General features: G+C 69.2%; 20 protein-coding genes. 13 read left to right on the top strand and 7 right to left on the bottom strand.

The window, feature by feature from the left end:
- Positions 1 to 34 precede the first annotated feature (34 nt).
- Positions 35 to 772, top strand: coding sequence for a FliA/WhiG family RNA polymerase sigma factor (locus tag AB0F43_RS35060; RefSeq protein ID WP_360487087.1), 738 nt, complete (start codon positions 35 to 37; stop codon positions 770 to 772).
- A gap of 166 nt (positions 773 to 938) precedes the next feature.
- Here the strand turns inward: AB0F43_RS35060 and AB0F43_RS35055 are convergent, their stop codons facing one another.
- From AB0F43_RS35055 to AB0F43_RS35045, 3 genes are all read right to left on the bottom strand, one after another.
- Complete coding sequence (locus AB0F43_RS35055) at positions 939 to 1,931, bottom strand: peptidoglycan-binding domain-containing protein (RefSeq protein WP_360487084.1); 993 nt, start codon at positions 1,929 to 1,931, stop codon at positions 939 to 941.
- 248 nt (positions 1,932 to 2,179) lie between these two features.
- Positions 2,180 to 3,541 carry a glycosyltransferase family 2 protein gene (locus tag AB0F43_RS35050; protein WP_360487082.1) on the bottom strand — a complete coding sequence of 454 codons (1,362 nt, stop codon included), beginning with the start codon at positions 3,539 to 3,541 and terminating at the stop codon, positions 2,180 to 2,182.
- Positions 3,538 to 3,921 (bottom strand): hypothetical protein, encoded by a 384-nt coding sequence (locus tag AB0F43_RS35045; protein WP_360487079.1) that lies wholly within the window; start codon positions 3,919 to 3,921, stop codon positions 3,538 to 3,540. Before AB0F43_RS35045 ends, AB0F43_RS35050 begins: the two co-directional genes overlap by 4 nt.
- A 313-nt stretch (positions 3,922 to 4,234) precedes the next feature.
- Here AB0F43_RS35045 and AB0F43_RS35040 point away from each other — a divergent pair, with 313 nt between their 5' ends.
- Positions 4,235 to 4,687: a GNAT family N-acetyltransferase gene (locus tag AB0F43_RS35040; RefSeq protein WP_360487076.1), complete on the top strand. Its 453-nt coding sequence runs from the start codon at positions 4,235 to 4,237 to the stop codon at positions 4,685 to 4,687.
- Between the two features lie 321 nt (positions 4,688 to 5,008).
- Here the strand turns inward: AB0F43_RS35040 and AB0F43_RS35035 are convergent, their stop codons facing one another.
- Entirely contained in the window at positions 5,009 to 6,163 is a 1,155-nt protein-coding gene (locus tag AB0F43_RS35035) for a methyltransferase domain-containing protein (protein ID WP_360487073.1), read from the bottom strand.
- A 9-nt stretch (positions 6,164 to 6,172) separates the two neighbouring features.
- Entirely contained in the window at positions 6,173 to 6,766 is a 594-nt protein-coding gene (locus tag AB0F43_RS35030; RefSeq protein ID WP_360487070.1) for a peptidoglycan-binding domain-containing protein, read from the bottom strand.
- A 334-nt stretch (positions 6,767 to 7,100) separates the two neighbouring features.
- Between AB0F43_RS35030 and groES the strand changes: the two genes are divergently transcribed.
- The 9 genes from groES to AB0F43_RS34985 all read left to right on the top strand — a co-directional run bounded on the left by groES (position 7,101) and on the right by AB0F43_RS34985 (position 15,795).
- Complete coding sequence (gene groES / locus AB0F43_RS35025; protein ID WP_130384566.1) at positions 7,101 to 7,397, top strand: co-chaperone GroES; 297 nt, start codon at positions 7,101 to 7,103, stop codon at positions 7,395 to 7,397.
- Between the two features lie 322 nt (positions 7,398 to 7,719).
- On the top strand, positions 7,720 to 9,339 hold the full coding sequence (groL, locus tag AB0F43_RS35020; protein WP_360487067.1) for a chaperonin GroEL: 1,620 nt from the start codon (positions 7,720 to 7,722) through the stop codon (positions 9,337 to 9,339).
- 86 nt (positions 9,340 to 9,425) lie between these two features.
- Positions 9,426 to 9,560: a hypothetical protein gene (locus tag AB0F43_RS35015; RefSeq protein WP_360487064.1), complete on the top strand. Its 135-nt coding sequence runs from the start codon at positions 9,426 to 9,428 to the stop codon at positions 9,558 to 9,560.
- 149 nt (positions 9,561 to 9,709) lie between these two features.
- Complete coding sequence (gene shbA / locus AB0F43_RS35010) at positions 9,710 to 10,330, top strand: RNA polymerase sigma factor ShbA (protein WP_360487062.1); 621 nt, start codon at positions 9,710 to 9,712, stop codon at positions 10,328 to 10,330.
- Positions 10,323 to 11,708 (top strand): hypothetical protein, encoded by a 1,386-nt coding sequence (locus AB0F43_RS35005; RefSeq protein WP_360487059.1) that lies wholly within the window; start codon positions 10,323 to 10,325, stop codon positions 11,706 to 11,708. Before shbA ends, AB0F43_RS35005 begins: the two co-directional genes overlap by 8 nt.
- Positions 11,709 to 11,855: 147 nt before the next feature.
- Positions 11,856 to 13,370, top strand: a complete 1,515-nt coding sequence (guaB, locus tag AB0F43_RS35000) for an IMP dehydrogenase (protein WP_360487056.1) — start codon at positions 11,856 to 11,858, stop codon at positions 13,368 to 13,370.
- Between the two features lie 112 nt (positions 13,371 to 13,482).
- Positions 13,483 to 14,589, top strand: coding sequence for a GuaB3 family IMP dehydrogenase-related protein (locus AB0F43_RS34995; protein WP_360487053.1), 1,107 nt, complete (start codon positions 13,483 to 13,485; stop codon positions 14,587 to 14,589).
- A 10-nt stretch (positions 14,590 to 14,599) separates the two neighbouring features.
- The gene (locus AB0F43_RS34990) at positions 14,600 to 15,337 is read left to right on the top strand and encodes an acyl-CoA thioester hydrolase/BAAT C-terminal domain-containing protein (protein WP_360487050.1); all 738 of its coding nucleotides are present in this window, start codon (positions 14,600 to 14,602) and stop codon (positions 15,335 to 15,337) included.
- Between the two features lie 56 nt (positions 15,338 to 15,393).
- Positions 15,394 to 15,795, top strand: coding sequence for a hypothetical protein (locus AB0F43_RS34985; RefSeq protein ID WP_360487047.1), 402 nt, complete (start codon positions 15,394 to 15,396; stop codon positions 15,793 to 15,795).
- Here AB0F43_RS34985 and AB0F43_RS34980 read toward each other — a convergent pair.
- Together AB0F43_RS34980 and AB0F43_RS34975 are read right to left on the bottom strand one after the other, a co-directional pair.
- On the bottom strand, positions 15,792 to 16,700 hold the full coding sequence (locus tag AB0F43_RS34980) for a TIGR03086 family metal-binding protein (protein ID WP_360487044.1): 909 nt from the start codon (positions 16,698 to 16,700) through the stop codon (positions 15,792 to 15,794). The two genes, AB0F43_RS34985 and AB0F43_RS34980, sit on opposite strands and share 4 nt — an antisense overlap.
- A gap of 47 nt (positions 16,701 to 16,747) precedes the next feature.
- Positions 16,748 to 18,199 carry a hypothetical protein gene (locus AB0F43_RS34975; protein ID WP_360487041.1) on the bottom strand — a complete coding sequence of 484 codons (1,452 nt, stop codon included), beginning with the start codon at positions 18,197 to 18,199 and terminating at the stop codon, positions 16,748 to 16,750.
- Positions 18,200 to 18,324: 125 nt separating this feature from the next.
- Here AB0F43_RS34975 and AB0F43_RS34970 point away from each other — a divergent pair, with 125 nt between their 5' ends.
- Positions 18,325 to 19,917 (top strand): succinic semialdehyde dehydrogenase, encoded by a 1,593-nt coding sequence (locus AB0F43_RS34970; protein ID WP_360487039.1) that lies wholly within the window; start codon positions 18,325 to 18,327, stop codon positions 19,915 to 19,917.
- Between the two features lie 76 nt (positions 19,918 to 19,993).
- A complete protein-coding gene (locus AB0F43_RS34965; RefSeq protein ID WP_360487036.1) occupies positions 19,994 to 21,703 on the top strand; it encodes a GMC family oxidoreductase in 1,710 nt (569 codons plus the stop codon).
- The last annotated feature ends 184 nt before the right edge of the window (positions 21,704 to 21,887 follow it).

The raw sequence follows: 21,887 nt of genomic DNA, 5'->3' as shown, positions 1-21,887 counted from the left end.
GGAGTATCGTTCTCGACCATGGGGGGTGAACGCGATGGGCAGGCGATCATCCGAGACCGATCTCGACGAGATCTGGCTGGAGTACAAGGCGAAGGGTGCTCCCGAGGTGCGGGACCGGCTGATCCTGCAGTACGCACCGCTGGTCAAGTACGTCGCCGGCCGGATCCGGTCGGGCCTGCCGGAGAGCGTTGACCAGGCGGATCTGGTGTCCGAGGGCGTCATCGGGCTGATGGACGCGATCGAGAAGTTCGAGCCCGAACGCGGACTGAAGTTCCAGACGTACGCCGTACCGCGCATCCGTGGCGCGATCATCGACGGGCTACGGGCAGTGGACTGGGTGCCGCGGTCGGTGCGGGACAAGCTTCGCGACGTCGAGCGCGCGCAGGTCGCACTCGAGAGCCGGCTCGGCCGGTCCGCGAGCGACAGTGAGATCGCGGACGAGCTGGGGATCCCGCTGCGCGAGCTGCGGCAGATCTACGCGCGGGTCACGTTCACCAGCCTCGCCACCGTGGACGAGCTTGGCGTGCTCGACCAGCTGGCGCCGACGGCGACCGATGCGCTGGAGGACGACGAGACCCGGGCGGCCCTGATGAGATGCGTGCGGGGTCTGGCCGAGCGGGACAGGATCATCGTCGCCCTGTACTACTACGAGGGTCTCACGCTGGCCGAGATCGGGTCGGTGCTGCAGGTCACCGAGTCGAGGGTCAGTCAGCTGCACACCCGCGCCACGCTCGCGCTCCGGGCCAAGCTGGAAGCGATGGCGGTGATCTGAGTCGGCTCGTCACCCGGACAGGGCGAAAGGCCTGGACCAGCTGGTCCAGGCCTTTCCTCGATCCGTGGGTATCAGACGCCGAGCACGTTCCAGGTCCGGGAATCGACCACGGCCGGACCGCGAGAACCGTAGCGCAGTATGACGGTCTTGTCCGGCGTCAGCGAGTTCACCGCCTGACGGTGGTGGTTGTCGGCTTGTACGCCCGTAGCAGGGCGCGCCAGGAGTCGGCGCGGACGACACCGCTAGCGGTCAGGCCGTGAGCACGCTGCCAAGTGGCGACCGCCCGGGCGGTGCCCGCGCCGTAGCGGCCATCCACGGTGGTGCGCACGGCCTGCTGAACGGCCTTGACTGCGCCGCCGCTGGAGCCGGTGCGCAGTACCTGGCCCGAATAGGCGGTCAGGCTCCGCAGCAGTGTCGACGCGCCGGCCGGCGCGACCACCCGCGCGTACGTCGTACAACGAGTCCGGTTCGGTGCCGCGTACGGCGCCGCCCAGTTGAGGTCGCGTGAGCGGCAGGGTCCGTAGTCGCGCGCGGCCACTTGCTTGGTCCAGAAGGAGGTACGAGCCATCGCACCCTCCCACGAGAGCGAGATGTGGATGTGGTCGCGGTGGCAGGTGGTGTCGGCCGACGTTGCCGGACGCGTGCTGCAGCCCTTGTACTCGGTCCACCCGGCGCTCGGGTTGTACGCACGCCACATCTTGTTGTTCCAGATGATGTACATGACGCCGAGGCGACGGGCGTTTGCGTACGGCCGGCCGAACCCGTCCTTGGCGAACAGCCAGTTCAACGTCGCGACGGCCTGCGCCCGCCGGGTCGGATTACGGACGGACACCATCCAGTCGATGGCGCGGCCCTCGTTGTGCTCGCTGGTCGGGCTCGTGCCGCAGGTGCGGTCGATGCCGTAGCTGGTCCCTGGGTAGGTGGCGACCAGCTTCCGACCGAGGGCGGTGGTTCCCGGTTTGGCCCTGGGGTCGCACGACGTGACCGGGACGTAAGAGGCCAGCGGCTCGATGGCGGCCGGCAGACGTCTTGGGGTGGACGGCGCCGGCGCAGCCGCCGCGGGGGCGGGTGCGGTGACGATGGTGGCGGCGAAGGCCGCGAGGAGGACGCCGGCGGAGCCGAGGCGGCGCAGCCGTGATTTCCGGGGGTCAGCAGACATGGTTGTGGTCTCTCAGGGTCGAAGGCGGTCGGCCAGTTGTGCCCCGGTGGGAACGGCGCCGGTGGCGCGTGAGCCGGATGATGTGCTCGGCACGGCGTCCGCAGGGGCGAGCGGCGGGCCGGCCAGGGCAAGGAAGAGCACGCCGGAGAGCGCGGCGAGGGGCCTGGTGGCTGCTGCCTGCAGTCCCCGGCGCGCGCGTCGGCGGAAGATCAGGTGTCGTGACAACGTCGTGGCGGCATTGCCTCTCCTCAGTCGGACTGCTTCATGGCCGCGGAATCGGCAGCGATCCTCGTAACGGTCGGATGGGGATCTGGAAGTGTGTGAGCCGCGGGATCGGCGGTTGCGTCGTTCTCGCGTGGCGTGGACCAGCGCGCGACCGCGTTCGTTCGCCGGGCGAACAGGGCGGGGATGGTGCTGCGAACGGTGACCACTGCCATCAGCAACCAATAGAGGAGCGGGTAGAGCGGTGCGATCAGCAGCGATCGGGTCACCGACCGGTCGTAGCGCCGATCCAGCGAGACGCCAACTCCGAGCTGGACCAGGCAGGCCGTCGCGATGAGCATGCCCCAACCGTTGGGGAACGGGTCCGCGCCGACCGGCGGGACCCCTGCGATCACGGACAGCATCCAGAACGCGAGCAGGAAGACGAAGGCGTGCGCCCAGACGATCGACAGGGCCGCCTCGATCAAAATCGGCCACTGGCGGCGTGACTGCCAGCTGCCGAGGAGTCCGCGGTGGTAGCGCAGCACCTGGGTGAGCCCGGTCGCCCAGCGACGGCGCTGGCGCCACAGGCCCCTGAGCGTGGTGGGAACCGTCATGTCGACGAGTGCCCGCGGTTCGTAGCGCACGTCGTAGAAGCGGCGCTGCAGCCGCCAAGTCACGTCGATGTCCTCGGTCACCATGGCGGGGTCGAACATCCCGATGTCGGTGAGAGCGGACTTGCGGAAGGCGCTGATCACACCCGACACGGTGAGCATCCGGCCCCAGACGACCTGGGCCCGTCGGAGCACGGAGATGATGGAGGTGAACTCGAGCGTCTGCAGCCCCGCGAGCAGCGTCGTGCAGTTGGCGACCCTAGGGTTGCCCGTCACCGCGGCAACCCGGGGCAGCCGGACGAAGTGCGCGGCGATGTAGCGCAGCGCCGGCCTGTGCAGCCGTGCGTCGGCGTCCACCACCACCACGATCTCGCCGGTCGCGAGCGGGATGGCGTCGTTCATCGCCATCGCCTTGCCCTCGTTGACCTCCTTGCGCAGGAGCCGGAAGCGGATGTCGCGGCGGACGTGCCGGCGCGCGATCTCCGCGGTCGAGTCCGGCGATCCGTCGTCGATGACGAGCACCTCGTAGTCGGGGTAGTCGAGGTCGTGCAGGGCCGACAGCGTCCCGTCCAGGGAGGCCGCCTCGCGGTACGCGGGGACGAGCAGGGTGATTCTCGGGAGATCCTCGTTCCCGATGGCATAGAAGCTGTCGTTGCCACGGCGTTCACGCCGTGCGGCGTAGATGAGCGACGTGACGCTCCAGACCGCCGCCGTCAACAGCGGGTAGATGGCGACGAACGCCAGCAGCAGCGTGAACGCGAAGGCGTCGCCGGCAAACTCGATGGCGTGCCTCACAGGTCCACACCGGCGGGCTCATAGGTCTTTCGTCCGTCCTTGGTCACCCGCAGAACCACCTCGCGGGCCGGTCCGATCGACGGTTCGATCACCAGTTGGCGGCCGAGCCGGTCGGTCAGGGCCGGTCCGGATGTCACCGCGACCTGGCGGCGTGGGCCCTTGGCCCGGAAGATCCGGCGGTTCCGTCGTACCCACAGCAGTGTGATCAGCAGCACCAGGACTGCCGTCGCCCCCAGGCCGACGAGGACTGAGGGGCCGACCTGGCCATGGCGGTGAATGACCAACCACCAGGCAAAGCCGAACACCGACCAGACGACCAAGCCGACCGGCCACCGCAGCCAGCCAGCCGCAGGCCGCCGGCGCGGGGATCGTGCACCCATGAGAACCGCCCCAGAGAGGTATGCCATCAAGACATCTCTTCCTTCGGCCATTCGGGGGCAGAACTTGAGGGCGGCGTCGCAGGATGTCGAGGAGTGCCGAGAACGCTCGGCTTCGGCCTCGTCCGTGACCCGGGCGAGGCGACTGACTCGGTCGAACGCACCGTCGTCGATGGTCGGCGACGGCGGACGATCTGCCCGCTGGTCCGTTGGACGGGGTGTGCCTCGGGTGGGAGGCGTGGGGTACGGTCTCGTGCCGTCGCCGGCTGGGGTTGCCGGCTGATTCGTCGATGCCGATCACGGAGGTGCTGAACAAGTGAGGTGGACCGGACCTGACGGCTACGAGGCCGATGACTCCGTGGACCGGGTCGATGTCGACCTGGTGCACGGCTTCCTGAGTACGTCGTACTGGGCGCCGGGGATCCCGCGGGAGGTCGTGGCGCGGTCGATCGAGGGCAGTCTCAACCTGGGTGTGTACGCCGCGGACGGCTCGATGGTCGCGTTCGCGCGGGCGGTGACGGACCGGGCGACGTTCGCCTGGATCGCGGACGTGTTCGTGGTGCCCGAGCGGCGTGGCCACGGGCTGGGGAAGTTCGTCGTCTCCACGCTGCTGGAGCACCCGGAGTTGAAGGGCGTGCGGCGCTTCATGCTGTCGACCAAGGACGCGCAGGAGCTCTACCGCAGCTACGGCTTCGCCGAAATCGCCGACCCCACGAGCACCACGATGGTCATCCGCAGGGACGCCGCCGAGCTGTACGGCGGTCGCTGAGGCTGCGGCGCGGGGAAGGGCGCGGCAGCGGGCAGAGACCTGGGGGTTGGTGCGCCGCTCGATCCCCAGGTGCAACGGCCAGCGGCAAACCGGTTCTGCACGGCACACTGCCCCAGCCAGGTGAACGGGTGACTGCGGCCGCGTGACGGTCAGTCGACGTACAGCCTCCTCAGTCCGTACGTCGGCTTAGTGGCGGGCCCCCGGGAGAGTGCGGCAGCGGACGCAGCACCTCGCCCACCGGCAAGTCTCCCGAGGACCCGCACGCAAGATCGATCATATGTTCGACTGTGCTCAGAACGCAACTCCATCCGGTGGTTCGGCTCAGGCGGAGACTCGACGGCAGGAGTAGGCGACCGCGTCCCGGCCGATCCGCGTGATGATCAGCGTGGCGCTCGCTGAGCCCTTGGGGGAGAGCTTCCTGCGCAGTTGGGCAGGGTCGAGATCGACGCCGCGCTTCTTGATCTCCAGCGCGCCGATGTGCTGACTGCGCACCCAGGAGCGCAGCGCCTTCTCCTTGTACTGCAGTTCCTCGACCACCTCGTACGCCGAGGCGAGTGGAGTCGGCACCAGCTTCGGTGCGGTGACGTACGCGATCCGCGGATCCAGCAACCAACCGTCGACCGCGACAGCTACTGCGGTCACCAGACCAGCCCGCACCACGGCACCATCCGGCTCGTAGATGTACTGCTCCACCGGCCCGGTCTCAGCTTCTGGTGCCTCGGTCACGGTCACACCACTAGGCAGCAGCGTCGCCCGCCGCACGGTGCCGGAGGACAGGCGTCCAGACCACAGAGCGGCCTCCTTCACCTCGCCCGCGTCGCTGACCCACTCAGCCTCCACGCCATCCGGTACGGCGTCGTGCGGGATGCCCGGCGCGACCTTCACACAGGCAGTCCGGTTCAAGAGGTCGGTGACGAAGGACCACGGCGGCGAGTAAGCGTTGTGGTCGAACACGCGCCGACCATCCGCCCGCCGCGCCGGATCCGCGAATACGACGTCGTACGGTGTGAGGTCGAAGGACTCGGCGTCGCCGACGACGACCTCACCCGGCAGGTCGAGTGCAGCCAGGTTGGCCCGGGCCGCGTCAGCGGTGGCTGGGTCGCGTTCGACACCCGTCACCCGCAGGCCGGCGCGTGCGGCGCTGATGAGGTCGCCGCCGATGCCGCAACCCAGATCGACCACACTGCCGCCTGGCAGCGTTGCTGCGATCCGCTGCGCGCGGTGCGAGCCGACAGTACTTCGGGTCGCCTGCTCCAAGCCGTCCGGCGTGAAGTACATCCGGGCCGCGTCCGGACCGAACTTGGCGACGGCCCGGTGGCGCAGTGACGCCTGGGTGACCGCAGCGGTCACGAGTGCGGCGTCGTACTGGCGGCGAAGCTTCTCGACCAACTGGAGTTCCTGGCCCGGCTGGTAGTTCGCGCAGGCATTGGCGAGAAGGTCCGCGCCAGGGCCGTCCAGCAAGCCGGTGACTGTCACCCCGCCACTTTAGAGGGGACTGGAGCAGCCCTTGCTCCAGCTTCGGGTGGCCATCGAGTAGAGCCGCCAGTTCATGGCTGAGCGGGTCTTCGGGCCGTAGACGCCGTCCGCCACGAGCTTGTGCCTGCGCTGGACCATCCTGACGACCGCGCGGGTGTTGCTGCCGTAGACGCCGTCGATTGCGAGCTTGGTGCCGTAGCAGAAGTTGAGGTTCCGCTGGAGGACGCGGATGGCGGTGTCCGGGTCGCCGTAGACCGTGGAGCCGCGGTGCGGGTCGTCGCCGTACATCAGGTTGCAGTAGGTGGTGGCGCTGCCGTACACGGACGGCATCGGGATGCCCCAGGTCCGGTTGACCGGCACGAGCATGGCCGACCGACACTGCGGTAGAGCCGCGGCCCCAGTGGCAGTCCTCGCGCTGACGATGTCCGCGGTTGCGGCCTGCGGCGGAGGCGCAACGGCTGGTGCGTCCGCAGTCGGAGTGGTGGCGGGCTCGTCCTTGGCGGCACCTGCGGCGATCGCTCCTACCGCGAGCGCGCCGGCTGCGGCCAGGACCGCGACGGTGCGGCCGGACAGTGTGGGCAAAGAGGGAAAGCTGAAGGCCATGGTCTCTCCTCGGGCACCCGGTCCCGGGCGGCCGGGACGCCGTACATCCAGAACGGTCCCATGTCGGCCCCGGATAGGCCCAGTGTTTGACCACAATCCGCGCTTGCCTGGTCACCCTGCGCCCGGCCTGAGCCGGTCGCCGCCGTGGCGGTCGTCGAGGCCGGCGGGCGAAACCTTGGCACTCGAGTTGACCGAGTGCTAATCGCGGCCTAGATTCGGTGTTGGCACTCTCCGGTGGAGGGTGCCAGCGGTCCGGCCCTCTGACCCCCGCGACGGCAGGGGAGCGCGACCACCCTGAAGCACAGACAAGCGAATCGACCGTGGAGGTCAGCAAGTGTCGGTCACGATCAAGCCGCTCGAGGACCGCGTCCTCGTCGCGCCGCTCGAAGCCGAGCAGACCACGAAGTCCGGCCTGGTGATCCCGGACACCGCCAAGGAGAAGCCGCAGGAGGGCGAGATCCTCGCCGTCGGTCCGGGCCGGATCGACGACAACGGCAACCGCGTCCCGCTGGACGTCGCCGTCGGTGACAAGGTCATCTACTCCAAGTACGGCGGCACCGAGGTCAAGTACGACGGCCAGGACTACCTGATCCTGGGCGCCCGCGACATCCTCGCAGTCGTCAGCAAGTGACGATCCCCCGCTGTTCCTGACTGACACCGCCCCGGTGCCGCCCACCGGCGCCGGGGCGGAGTCGATCCGGCACCCGGGATGATCCGGAGCGACCGGGTCCGGCAGGTGTTCGGGCCGGCCGGGAGTGGGTGGCGAGAGTGCCACCCGACACCCGGACGGCGTGCGCGCCGGCTGGGGCCGGTGAGTGCCTGACCGGCCGCTGTGGGGATCCCCCCGCGCGGCCAGGGAAAGTACTCGCGCCGGTGGTACGGCCAGGGACAGGCGGTGGACCCGAACCGGCTGACTGCAACGAAGAAACATTCAGAGAGGGACTGGTTTTTCCATGCCGAAGATCCTCGAGTTCGACGAGAACGCGCGGCGCGCGCTGGAGCGCGGCGTCGACAAGCTCGCGAACACGGTGAAGGTGACGCTGGGGCCGAAGGGCCGCTACGTCGTCCTGGACAAGAAGTGGGGCGCTCCGACCATCACCAACGACGGTGTCACCGTCGCCCGTGAGGTCGAGTTGGACGACCCGTTCGAGAACCTTGGTGCGCAGCTGACCAAGGAGGTCGCCACCAAGACCAACGACATCGCCGGTGACGGCACCACCACCGCGACGGTGCTGGCGCAGGCGCTGGTGCACGAGGGCCTGCGGGCCGTCGCGGCCGGGGTCAACCCGATGGGCCTGAAGAAGGGTATCGAGGCGGCCGTCGAGGCCGTGTCGGTCAAGCTGGTCGAGACCGCCCGGCCGGTGGACGACAAGGGCGACATGGCCCACGTCGCCACCATCTCCGCCCGGGACGCCGAGATCGGCAACCTGATCGCGGACGCGTTCGACAAGGTCGGCAAGGACGGTGTGATCACCGTCGAGGAGTCGAACACCTTCGGGACCGAGCTCGAGTTCACCGAGGGCATGCAGTTCGACAAGGGCTTCATCTCGCCGTACTTCATCACCGACGCCGAGGCCGGCGAGGCGGTGCTGGAGGACCCGTACATCCTGATCCACCAGGGCAAGATCTCCGCGATCGCGGACCTGCTGCCGCTGCTGGAGAAGGTCGTGCAGTCCGGCAAGACGCTGCTGATCATCGCCGAGGACGTCGAGGCCGAGGCGCTGTCCACCCTGGTGGTGAACAAGATCCGCGGCAACTTCACCTCCGTCGCCGTCAAGGCGCCGGGCTTCGGTGACCGCCGCAAGGCGATGCTGGAGGACCTGGCCGCGCTGACCGGCGCGCAGGTCGTCGCCCCCGAGGTCGGCCTCAAGCTCGACCAGGTCGGTCTGGAGGTGCTCGGTACCGCTCGCCGGATCGTGGTCACCAAGGACAACACCACGGTCGTCGAGGGCGCCGGCAAGGCCGACGACATCGAGGCCCGGGTCAACCAGATCAAGGCCGAGATCGAGCGCACCGACTCCGACTGGGACCGCGAGAAGCTGCAGGAGCGGCTGGCCAAGCTGGCCGGCGGCGTCTGCGTGATCAAGGTCGGCGCGGCCACCGAGGTCGAGCTGAAGGAGAAGAAGCACCGGATCGAGGACGCGGTGTCCGCGACCCGGGCCGCGATCGAGGAGGGCATCGTCGCCGGTGGCGGCTCCGCCCTGGTGCACGCGGCCGCCGTGCTGGACAACGGCCTGGGCCTCGAGGGTGACGAGCTGGCCGGTGTCCGGATCGTCCGCAAGGCGATCGTCGAGCCGCTGCGCTGGATCGCCGAGAACGGTGGCTACGAGGGCTACGTCGTGACCGCCAAGGTCGCGGAGCTGGAGGTCGGCAGCGGCTTCAACGCCGCCACCGGCGAGTACGGCGACCTGCTGGCGCAGGGCGTGCTGGACCCGGTCAAGGTGACCCGGTCCGCGCTGGCCAACGCCGGTTCGATCGCCGCGCTGCTGCTGACCACCGAGACCCTGGTGGTCGACAAGCCCGAGGACGAGGAGCCCGCCGCAGCCGGTCACGGCCACGGCCACGGCCACTGATCCTCAGGTCAGGCACAAGCGCCGCCCGGCTGGTCCTCTGGGACCAGCCGGGCGGTTTCTTTCTGCCTGCCCACGGCCACGTCAGCTTGGAGGTTGCGGACAACTGTCATGCCGCGATCGGGCTGTACCGGCGGGCCGGCTGGCGGGAGACCGGTCGTTCCCCGATCGACTGGGGTGGCGGCCAGGCTTCCGCCGTACTGCACTTCGAGCCGCCGAGCTGACCGCAAGATCGGGGGTGCGGGACTCGTACGGGCGGGTAGTGACAGATCGTGATGAAAAACCTGCTGTGATCACGAATTGCCACTAGGCAAGAAAAGATGAGCGCCGTAGCATCTGTCAGGCTGACCGGTCCAACACGAGGGGGCGAGGGGTGACGGAGGTCCGAGTACCGCACACCCACGACCGGGTCGAGCTCAGGGATCTTGCCGCGCTTGCGGGCGAAGGCGACCGGACAGCTCTCAACGACCTGTTGACAAGGGTGCGCGCCGTGGCCCACCGCTACGTGCGGTCCCGGCTCTGGACGTATCCCGGCGGCGCCGACATGGTCGACGACGTCGCACAGGAAGTCTGTGTCGCGGTGTTCGGCGCGCTGGGCCGCTACCGTGATGAGGGAAGGCCATTCGAGGCCTTCGTCTATGGCATCGCGGCCCGCAAGGTCGCCGATGCCCAGCGTGCGTTCGCGGTGGCCGACGTCTCGACGCCGGACCTGCCGGACGGCGCGGACGAGTCACCGACGCCGGAGGAGCACGCGGTCCGGCACTCGGAGGTCCAGCACATCATGGGTCTGCTGGACAAGTTGCCGGAGAAGTTGCGGGAGATCCTGCGGCTCCGGGTGGTAGCGGGGATGTCAGCCGAGGAGACCGGCCGGGCACTGGGGATGACACCGGGGGCGGTGAGGGTCGCACAACATCGAGCGTTGAACACGCTCAGGGGGTTTGTGGGGCATGAGGCACAGCTGGAAAGAGGAGCAGGGGAGGGGCATCATGGCTGACCGTTTCGACCTCGACGCGATCGACGCTGATGACGCACTGCTCGACTTGCTGGCCGCTGGTGGGGAGTCCGCGCGCGCCGCGGGCGAGCACGACCCGGCCGTGATGCTGCTGGCCGAGCTACGGCTCGCGGTGGAGGTCGAGGACGAGCTCCCGGTGGAGACGATCGACGACCCGGAGAGCTTCCTGGCGCGCTGCGCCGCGCTCAACCCGGGGATGGACCCGTTCGCCCGCAAGATGGCGACGCGTGGTCTGGCGCTCGGTGTCGCCGCGGTGGCCGCGCTGTCGGTCTCCGGCGTGGCCGCGGCCGTGACCGGCGATCCGCTGTCGCCGTACGAGAAGGTCATCGAGAAGATGGTCGACGCGGTCCGCCCGCAGACCAGCTTCCCGACCGAACAGCTCGACGGTATGCCGGTGGTCGACAGGACGAAGATCGTCAAGGTCGCCAAGGACTTCCAGAAGAAGGCCGAAGAGCGCAAGGCCGCTGAGCAGAAGACGGCCGGCAAGGTGGATCCGATGCCGCCCGCGTCCACTGTGCAGCAGGCGCTGCCAGAGGTCCTGCAGCGGGTCCTGCCCGAGGAGAACCCGACCCTGACGAAGGTCGATCCGAAGCAGCCTGAGGTGACCAAGGCGCCGGAGCAGGCCAGCGACAACAAGACCGACGACCCGAAGACGGACGAGGAGAAGCCGGCCGACGAGCCGACGACGGACCCGACCACGGATCCGACCACGGATCCGACCACGGTTCCGACGACCGACCCGACGACTGCTCCGTCCAGCGACCCGACGACGACGCCTTCGTCCGACCCGGCCAACACGCCGGCCACCGACCCGAGTACGACGCCGACGACGCAGCCGAGCAACGGTCAGACCGGCAACAGTGAGGCCGGGGACACTGACCCGGGGACGACACCGACGACCACGCCGACCACCGTGCCGAGTGGCGACACCGGGCCGGACCAGGGGTCGAACACGGGTGAGTCCGGCGACGACGCCGCCACGGACCAGCCGGCTGACACCAAGCCGCCGGTGGTCGACACCACGCCGCCGGCCGACGCTGAGCAGCAGCCGGAGAGCAACGGCTCGGCCCTGGACGGGCTGACCGAGGTGGTCCTGCCGGGTGCGCTGCTGACGCCGACCGGTTCGCCGGTCGATGTGCCCGGGGCGAACGAGGTCTTCGGCAGCGGTGTGACGTCGGAGGCGAAGCACTCCAACGGCAAGGTGTCCACCGGCTCGGTCAAGAAGACCTACGCCAAGGGGAAGCACTCCACCGGCCACTACGCCGAGGGCAAGCACGCGGCGATCAGCCGCGCCCACGGCTCCACCGAGTCACCGGACGTCCTGACGATCCTGAACGTGGTCAACACGCCCACGCGCTGATCACCCCACGTACCCGCCCGGTTGCTTCCGTGCGGGTACGTCGTGGTGCCCGCACCAGCCGGTTGTGGACGGGCGGTTCGGGGCCGGGCGTGCGGGCGGCATAGGATGGTGTCCCGTTCTCGCCTCGTAAAGGTGCTTGTTTTACCCATGGACATCACACCCGCTGGAGTTCCCGACAAGTTCGCCGCCCTCGGTCTCACGTTCGACGACGTACTGCTGCAACCCAACGAGTCCGACGTCATCCCCTCCGAGGTCAGCACCCGGTCCCGGGTGAGCCGGAACGTCGAGGTCAACATCCCGCTGCTGTCCAGCGCGATGGACACCGTCACCGAGGCCCGGATGGCGATCGCCATGGCCCGGCAAGGCGGCCTCGGCGTCCTGCACCGCAACCTCTCGATCGAGGATCAGGCCCAGCAGGTCGACCTGGTCAAGCGCTCCGAGTCCGGCATGATCGCGCAGCCGATCACCATCGGCCCGGACGCGAGCATCGGCGAGGCCGACGCCCTCTGCGGGCAGTACCGGATCTCCGGCGTACCGGTGGTCGACAACGCCGGCGTCCTGGTCGGCATCGTGACGAACCGGGACATGCGGTTCGAGAGCGACCTGTCCCGGCCGGTTCGCGAGGTGATGACCAAGCAGCCGCTGATCACCGGCAAGCAGGGCATCTCCGCCGACGACGCGATGGCGCTGCTCAGCCGGCACAAGGTGGAGAAGCTGCCGCTGGTCGACGACGCGGGCAAGCTGACCGGCCTGATCACGCTGAAGGACTTCGTCAAGCGCGACAAGTTCCCGCTGTCCACCAAGGACGCCACCGGCCGGCTCATGGTCGGCGCCGCGATCGGCTTCTTCGGCGAGGCGTACAAGCGCGCGATGACAGTGGTCGAGGCGGGTGTCGACGTACTGGTCGTGGACACCGCCCATGGTCACTCGAGGGCCCAGATCGAGATCATCCGCAAGCTCAAGGCCGACCCGGCCACCCGCGGCGTGGACATCGTCGGCGGCAACGTGGGCACTCGCGCAGGCGCCCAGGCGCTGGTGGAGGCCGGCGCGGACGGTATCAAGGTCGGCGTCGGGCCGGGGTCCATCTGTACGACGCGCGTCGTCTCCGGCGTCGGCGTACCGCAGGTCACCGCGATCTACGAGGCGTCCCTGGCCTGCAAGCCGGCCGGCGTACCGGTGATCGGTGACGGCGGCCTGCAGTACTCCGGTGACATCGCGAAGGCGCTCGTCGCCGGCGCGGACACGGTGATGCTGGGCTCGCTGCTGGCCGGGTGCGAGGAGTCGCCGGGCGACCTGGTGTTCATCAACGGCAAGCAGTTCAAGGCGTATCGCGGGATGGGTTCACTCGGCGCGATGTCGTCGGCCGGCGGGCTGCGCAAGTCGTACTCCAAGGATCGCTACTTCCAGAGCGACGTCGGCAGCGACGAGAAGCTGATCGCCGAGGGCGTCGAGGGCCAGGTCCCGTACCGCGGCCCGCTCTCCGCGGTCGCCCACCAGTTGATCGGCGGCCTCCGCCAGTCCATGTGGTACTGCGGCGCCCGCACCGTCCCCGACCTCCAGGAAAAGGGCCGCTTCGTCCGCATCACCTCAGCCGGCCTCCAGGAATCCCACCCCCACGACATCCAAATGACAGTAGAGGCCCCGAACTACTCGGGCCGCTGACGCCAACCCCAACACCCCCGCGCATCCCGCGGGGGTGTTGCCCGTCGGGACAGGCATGCCGCCGGTTGGACTCGATGTCGGGGGAGGCGGGGGAGATCGGTAGATTGTCGGCATGAACGAGATTGAGGTCGGGCGGGCGAAGCGGGGGCGGCAGGCGTTCGCGTTTGATGACATCGCGATCGTGCCGTCGCGGCGGACGCGGGATCCCGAGGAGGTCTCGGTCGCCTGGCAGATCGACGCGTACCGGTTCGAGTTGCCGATCCTGGCCGCGCCGATGGACTCGGTGATGTCGCCCGCGACCGCGATCGCGATCGGCAAGGCCGGCGGTCTCGGCGTACTCAACCTCGAGGGCCTGTGGACCCGGTACGAGGATCCCACCAGCCTGCTGGAGGAGATCACCTCGATCAGCAAGGAGCAGGCGACGCACCGGCTGCAGGAGATCTACTCCGCGCCGATCAAGCCCGAGCTGATCTCGCAGCGGGTGCAGGAGATCCGCGACTCCGGCGTCACCGTGGCCGGCGCGCTCTCGCCGCAGCGGACCAAGCAGTTCGCCAAGCACGTGGTGGACGCGGGCGTCGACCTGTTCGTCATCCGCGGTACGACGGTCTCGGCGGAGCACGTGTCGGGTCAGGCCGAGCCGCTCAACCTCAAGCAGTTCATCTACGACCTCGACGTACCGGTGATCGTCGGTGGGTGCGCGACGCACCAGGCCGCGCTGCACCTGATGCGGACCGGTGCGGCCGGCGTACTGGTCGGGTTCGGTGGCGGTGCTGCGCACACGACCCGCAAGGTGCTCGGTGTCGCGGTGCCGATGGCGTCCGCGGTGGCCGACGTGGCCGCGGCGCGGCGGGACTACATGGACGAGTCCGGCGGCCGGTACGTCCACGTGATCGCCGACGGCTCGGTCGGGCGGTCCGGTGACGTGGCGAAGGCGATCGCCTGCGGTGCGGACGCGGTGATGGTCGGTTCGCCGCTGGCCCGGGCGAGCGACGCGCCGGGCGGCGGATACCACTGGGGTGCCGAGGCGTGGCACGCCGACCTGCCTCGTGGTGAGCGGGTCGAGGTCGGCGTCACCGGGACGCTGGAGCAGATCCTGTTCGGCCCGTCCTGGGTGCCGGACGGCACGATGAACCTGGTCGGCGCCCTCAAGCGCGCCATGGCCACCACCGGTTACACGGAGCTCAAGGAGTTCCAGCGGGTCGAGGTCGTCGTCGGGTGAGGCGGTACTGATGCCGCGACTCCGTCGCGGCGTCCTGCTTCTGCACGGATCGAGCGGTACGCCGGACCTGGATCGGGCGCGGATCCTCGAGGCCCAGGGGTACGACGTACTCGCGCCGCGCTGGTTCGACGGCCGGATCAGCGAGATCCCGCTGGAGTCGTTCCCGCTGGACGAGCTGGCCGAGCGCAACGACCGGGTCGCGGTGATGGGGATGTCGCGCGGTGCCGAGGCGGCGCTGCTGCTCGGTGCCCTGGACGACCGGGTCGACGCGGTGGTCGCGTTGGCACCGAGCGCCTACGTGTGGGCCTGGAACGAGGGCGGCCGGCAGACGTCGGCCTGGACCTGGCAGGGCGAACCGCTGCCGTTCGTGCCCTTCGACCCGGAGTGGAAGCCGGACGACGATCCGCCGAGCTTCGCCGGATGGTATCGGCAGAGCCTGAAGAGGTACGGCGCCGAGGCCGAGGCCGCGCGGATCCCGGTGGAGCGGATCCGCGGCGAGGTCTTGCTCATAGCCGGCGGCGATGACCGCGTCTGGCCGTCGGTGGAGTTCGCGGAGCGGATCGCCCTGGCGCGTGCGGAGTTGCCCACCCGCACGGTGATCGCGGCGCGGGCCGGTCATCGGCTGATCTTCCCCGGTGAACAGCCCAAGACCGGCGGCCAGCGGATGGCCCGCGGCGGCACCGAAGCGGCCGATCGAGAGCTCGGCGAGCTGGCCTGGGCCGACGTACGCCGGGTGCTCCGCGGCTGAGCGGGGCGACGTGCGTCGGGTCCTCGCGGGTTGAATGGTTCTGGGAGGATGGCGCCATGGGATTGTTCAGCCGACGGAGCGACCAGGACGCCGACAACGTTGCCCTCGCCGCCGCGCGGGCCAGACTCTCCTCCGACGACATCGATCAGGTGCGTTTCCTGATCACCACCAAGAAGGCGGTGCGCGCGGTCAAGCTGATCCGCGAGCGGACCGGCCTGGACCTCAAGCACGCCAAAGGACTCGTCGACGACATCCGGCTCGGCCGGTACGTCCCACCGGTCACCGGCACACCAGTCGTCCGCCGGCCCGGCACCAACCTCGCCGAGCGCACCCGCGCCCTCAAAGCGCAGGGTGAGCTGCACCAGGCGACTGCCCTGGTGGTGTCCGAGACCGGCATGACCGAAGTCGAAGCCGGCCTGTTCGTCGGCGCTCTAAAGCCTGACCTGCAGGATTCCTAGCCCTTCACGTAGGACAGCTTCTCGGCGATCTTGCCGTCGCGTAGCCGCAGTACGTCGACGCCGCGGACATGGCCGCGCTGCCCGGACGGCTCCCGCCAGGAGTAGGTCCAGCGGACCACACCCCGGTCACCCCGCACGAAGGACTCCTCGGTCTCGAACCGCGCATCGTCGGTGTTCGCGAAGAGCTTCTCCCACTCCGCGCGGACGGCGGCCGCGCCCTCGAAGCGCTCACCGTCCGGCGCGGGTGACGTGGACTCGAAGACACAGTCCTCGGTGACGAGTGCCATCACGGACTCGAGGTCCTGCCGGTTGAACGCCGTACCGAAGCGGGCGACGACGGAATCCGCCGTGGACCAGCGCGGGTCGCGGCCGAAGGCGCCGAGCAGCGCGTCCGCGGGGTCGGTGAAGCCCTCGAGCCGGTCGTCGATCGCGCCGCCGGCGCGGTACATCTCCTCCCGCTGCGCGAACCAGGTCGCGATCTCGTCCACCAGTTCGGGATCGAGTTGAGGCTCGGCGCCGATCGCCGCGGCCAGGTCCCAACCGTGCACGAGATGGTCGGCGGCCAGTTGCCGCAGGTACTCGGACGTGTCCTCGTCGCCGTAGGAGAGATGGACCTTGTCGATCGGCTGGTCCGCCGCGGCCTGAGCGCTCCGGGCGGCCGCGGTGGCGGCGACCACCGGATCGTCGCCGAGCAGGTCGCCGTCGAGGGAGTCGCCGACGTCCGCGATCGTCTTGCCCTCCATCAGCGGTACGGTCCAGCGTTCCTCGCCGACGACGTGATTCACCAGCTCACGCACGTTCCAGTCCGTGCACGGCGTCGGAGCCGTCCACTGATCGGGCCCGACCTGGCTGACCAACCTGGCGAAGTTGTCGACCGTCCGATTGTGCAGTTCCACCACATGCATGACGATTCCCCCTCTCAGCGCCAGCGTCCGCCCGCGCGAGGAGATCGTCAACGCCCCAGCTGGAGCTGCTGCGCGGCCTCGTGGGCATGCTGGGAGGCCAACATGTCGCCGGTGGCGGCGAGCAGGTCGCCGTGGTGCCGGTAGCAGGAGCCGGCCAGGTCCTTCATCACCGCGTCGTCGTCGGTGAACGGGATCAGCGCGGTCGCGACCTCCGCACACCAGCCGCCCAGGTCCAGCGCGAGGTCGGTGCGCCCGGCCTGGTAGTACGCCTCGGAGATGTCGAGCAGCAGCTGGGCCCAGATCGGCGCGTACGTGCTCGTCTGGTAGCGCATCCGCTGCGACTCCCGCTCGGACGAGATCGCGAACAGGTAATGCGCCTCCAGGCCGAGCGTCAGCGCGGTGTCCACATCCTGCAGCAACAGCGGCCGGACCAGCTCGGCCAGCTCGGTCGCGCGGACGGCGGCGGACTCAGGGTCGGTCCGGCCCGACACCGTGGCCAGCGTCATCCCGGGCGCGGGCTCGCTCAGCGCCAGCAGCCGGTGGTACTGCTCGAACGGCCCGAGCTTGATCTCCGCGTTCTCCAGCGCCGCGACCAGCGTCAGCGGCAGTCCGCGATCCAGCTCCTCGGTGACTCGCGCGGCCGTCTCCGCGTCGGTGGCGAACGCGGTCTGCAGACAGGTCTCGCCTTCCATGATCCGGCCGACGATGCCGAGGTGCTTGCCCTTGCGGGTCAGCGCCGCGACCAACGTGCGCAGGTCGGTCGCCGACTCCGAGTCCGCAAGGGTGTCGGCGGTCGTCAGCCCGATCTCGTCCGCCTCCAGGGCGAGGTCGAGCCGGCCTTCGGCAGCATGCACGTCGGCTGATACGGCGGTCGCCGTACACAGGTATCGCGCGTACGACAGCGACTGCGGGCTCTCGTTGATCTGGTCCGCCAGTTGCAGGAACAGCTGGGTCGCCGCGTCCGCCGACGCCACGGCCAGCGCGGGGTCGCCGTACCGGCGCAGGATGAGCGCGTTCATCGCCAGCACCCGGGCGAAGTCCGGCTGGTGCTTCAGCCCGTCCTCGCCGCCGACGAGCTGGCCGTACGCGATCACCGCGCCGTCCATCTCCAGTACGGCGGTCGCGCCGTGACCGCGATGGGCCTGGGTCATCGCCCGCCGGGCCCGGACGTCGGCCAGGAACGAAGTGGCGTCGAGGACACCGGCGTCGCTCAGCTCGGTGTAGCCGAGCTGGGCCTCGTGCAGAGCAGCAAGCGCTTCCTCGTGCCGTCCCGACGCGTTCAGCGAGCCGGCCAGCTCGTACTGCGTCGCGGCCATCAGGTGCTTGGCCTCGTAGTGATTCGGGTGCCCTTCGGCGCGCTCCCGGGCCAGCTCGATGACACGTTGCTGGTACGGCCCGGCCTCGTCGGCCCGGCCCTCCTCGATCAGCACCTGAGCTGTCTGCAGCGCCTCAGCGAGCTCGTCCCCAGGAGGCGTCCAAAGCCCCCCGCTGTCCACCATCTCGACGTTCCACCCCTTCGCTGGTTCAGCCGATCAGCTTAGTGGTCCACCGGCTGGAACACGGAGGCCTGACACGGGCTATTTCCAGTACTGACATGGCTATTACCGGCAGGTAGCCTGGAGAAATGAGTGAGCAGACGTCGATTCCTGCGGACCCCGAGCTCGACCCGACCGCGTCGTACGCGACCGATCAGTCGGTCGTTCGCCGGTTGTCGGGCCTGCTGCGGGCGTCGGCCGGGGCCAAGACCACCTACGCGCCCTGTACCGGCCAGCCGATCGCGACGCTGCCCGCGTCCAACCCGGACGACGTGGTCGCGGCCGTCCGCTCGGCACGGAGGACCCAGCCGACCTGGAAGCGGGTTCCGCTGACCGAGCGTGCGGCGATCCTGCTTCGGTACCACGACCTGATCCTGGACCACCGGCACGAGCTCGTGGACCTGGTGATCCTCGAGTCCGGCAAAGCGCGTAAGCAGGCGTTCGAAGAGGTCGCGCACGTCGCTCTCACCGCCCGGTACTACGGGCGCAAGGCCGCTGAGCTGCTCCAGCCGCAGCGCAAGCTGGGCATGTTCCCGATCCTCACCCGGGCCGAGCAGCGGTTCGTGCCGAAGGGTGTCGTCGGCATCATCTCCCCCTGGAACTACCCGCTCAGCATGGCGGTCTCCGACGGGCTCCCGGCCGTGCTCGCGGGCAACGCCGTCGTACACAAGCCGGACAGCCAGACCCCGCTGAGCGCGCTGCGGGCGATCGAGCTGCTGTACGACGCCGGCCTGCCGCGCGAGGTGTGGCAGCCGGTGAACGGCGACGGCCCGACCGTCGGCGGCGCGATCATCCAGAACACCGACTACATCTGCTTCACCGGCTCGACCAAGACCGGCCGGCTGGTCGCGAAGCAGGCCGGCGAGCGGCTGATCGGCTGCAGCCTCGAGCTCGGCGGCAAGAACCCGATGCTGATCCTGCGGGACGCGGACATCCAGCGCGCCGCGGAAGGCGCCGTCCGGGCGTGCTTCTCCAGCGCCGGCCAGTTGTGCGTGTCGATGGAACGGCTGTACGTCGCCGACCAGGTGTACGACGCGTTCGTCACGGCGTTCCTCGACCGGGTGAAGAAGCTCCGGCTGTCCGCCGGGACCGGCTGGGACGTCGACATGGGATCGCTGATCTCGAAGGCCCAGCTGGAGACCGTGACCCGGCACGTCGAGGACGCCCGGTCGAAGGGCGCCGTCGTACTGGCCGGTGGCAAGGCGCGGCCGGACATCGGCCCGCTGTTCTACGAGCCGACCGTGCTGTCCGGGGTGACGCCGGAGATGGAGTGCTTCGACAACGAGACGTTCGGGCCGGTGGTCTCGATCTACCGGTTCTCGGACGAGTCGGAGGCGATCCAGCGCGCGAACGAGGGGGAGTACGGGCTGAACGCGAGCGTCTACACCCGGGACGGGCGGCGCGGCCGGGCGATCGCGGCCCAGCTGGTGGCCGGCACGGTCAACGTGAACGAGGCGTACGGGGCGACGTTCGGCTCGATCGACACCCCGATGGGCGGGATGCGGGCCTCCGGCCTCGGCCGCCGCCAGGGTGTCGAGGGCATCCGCCGGTTCGTCGACCCGCAGGCGATCGCCACCCAGCGAGTCCTGCCGATCGCGGCCTCGCACGGCATCTCCGACGAGGCGTACGCCGAACTGATCACCGGAGCACTCCGGGTCCTCAAGAAGCTAGGGCGCCCATGACTGAGCGAAGCGAAGTCATCATTCAACACAGTGCGGTTTGTGCCTCATGCGCGCCCGGAGCGAAGCGAGGACGTGCATGAGTTTCGACTACGACGTTCTGATCATCGGGTCAGGGTTCGGGGGTAGTGTCAGCGCGCTGCGGTTGACCGAGAAGGGGTACAAGGTCGCCGTCCTGGAGGCGGGGGCCCGGTTCGAGGATGCCGGGTTCGCGAAGAACTCGTGGGACAAGAGCCGGTTCCTGTTCGCGCCGAGGCTCGGCTGGTACGGCATCCAGCGGATCAGCGCGCTGCGGGACGTGATCATCCTGTCCGGAGCCGGTGTCGGCGGCGGCAGCCTGGTCTACGCGAACACCCTCTACGAGCCGCTGCCGGCCTTCTACACCGACCGCCAGTGGGCGCACATCACCGACTGGAAGGCCGAGCTCGCGCCGTACTACGACCAGGCCAAGCGGATGCTCGGCGTCACCACGTACCCGCACTTCACCCCGGCCGACCGGGTGATGAAGCAGGTGGCCGAGGACATGGGTGTCGGCGACACGTTCCACCCGACCCCGGTGGGCGTCTTCTTCGGTGAGCCGGGTGTCGAGGTCGACGACCCGTACTTCGGTGGCGCCGGGCCACGTCGTACCGGCTGTATCGACTGCGGCGAGTGCATGACCGGCTGCCGGCACAACGCGAAGAACACGCTGACCAAGAACTACCTCTACCTGGCCGAGAAGGCCGGCGCCGAGGTGTACCCGATGACCACGGTGACGTCGGTCGAGCCGCTGCCGAACGGCGGGTACGCCGTGGACACCCAACGCACCTCGAATCGCAAGAGCACGCGCCGGTTCACCGCGCAGCAGGTGGTCTTCGCCGCATCGGCCCTGGGGACCGCGAAACTGCTGCACCGGCTCCGGGACGAGGGCAAGCTTCCCCGGCTGTCCGACCGGCTCGGCGTGCTGACCCGGACCAACTCGGAATCATTGCTCGGGGCAATCGCCAGGGACCGGGACGTCGACTACAGCCGCGGTGTCGCGATCACCTCGTCGTTCCACCCCGACGACATCACCCACATCGAGCCGGTCCGGTACGGCAAGGGCAGCAACGCGATGTCGTTGCTGCAGACCGTACTCACCGACGGCGACGGCGACCGGCCGCGGTGGCGGACCTGGTTGCGCGAGCTCGGCCTGCAGCGGAAGAACATCCGCCGGCTGTACGACCTGAAGCACTGGTCCGAGCGGACCGTGATCGCGCTGGTGATGCAGACCGAGGACAACTCGATCACGACCTTCGGCAGGCGGGACCGGTTCGGCCGCTGGCGGCTGACCTCGAAACAGGGTCACGGGACGCCGAACCCGTCCTGGATCCCGGTCGCCAACCAGGTGGTCCGGCGGATGGCGAAGCTGATGAACGGTACGCCGGGCGGCACCATCGGCGAGCCGTTCAACGTGCCGATGACGGCTCACTTCATCGGCGGTTGCGCGATCGGCGACTCGGCCGAGACCGGCGTGGTGGACCCGTACCACCGGGTCTACGGGTACGACGGCCTGCACATCCTGGACGGCTCGACGATCTCGGCGAACCTCGGCGTCAACCCGTCGCTGACGATCACCGCCCAGGCCGAGCGGGCGCTGTCGTTCTGGCCGAACAAGGGTGAGGACGACGTCCGGCCGCCACTCGGATCGGCGTACCAGCGGGTGCCACCGATCAAGCCGCGGCGTCCCGTCGTACCGGCCGATGCGCCCGGCGCCCTGCGACTGCCGATTGTCGAGATCACCCAGAAGCAGCCTGTGACCAGGCCGTAACGCAATCACGATATTCAACCTCCCGGCGTAATGCTCCCGGGGCATTGACTCAGGATCTGGGGGCCCTGGACAGGGCATTACCTGTTGAAGGCCCCCGGAACGTGTTCAAGGCTTCTGAGCACACGGAACCTGGTGGGAAATTGAAAAAACCTCAACTCCTGAACGGAGCCGAGGTGGTTCTGCG

The organism is Kribbella sp. NPDC023972, from assembly GCF_040639075.1.
Taxonomy (GTDB): domain Bacteria; phylum Actinomycetota; class Actinomycetes; order Propionibacteriales; family Kribbellaceae; genus Kribbella.
The sequence above is the reverse complement of the archived record's forward strand: the minus strand, read 5'-3'. Positions and strand labels throughout refer to the sequence as shown.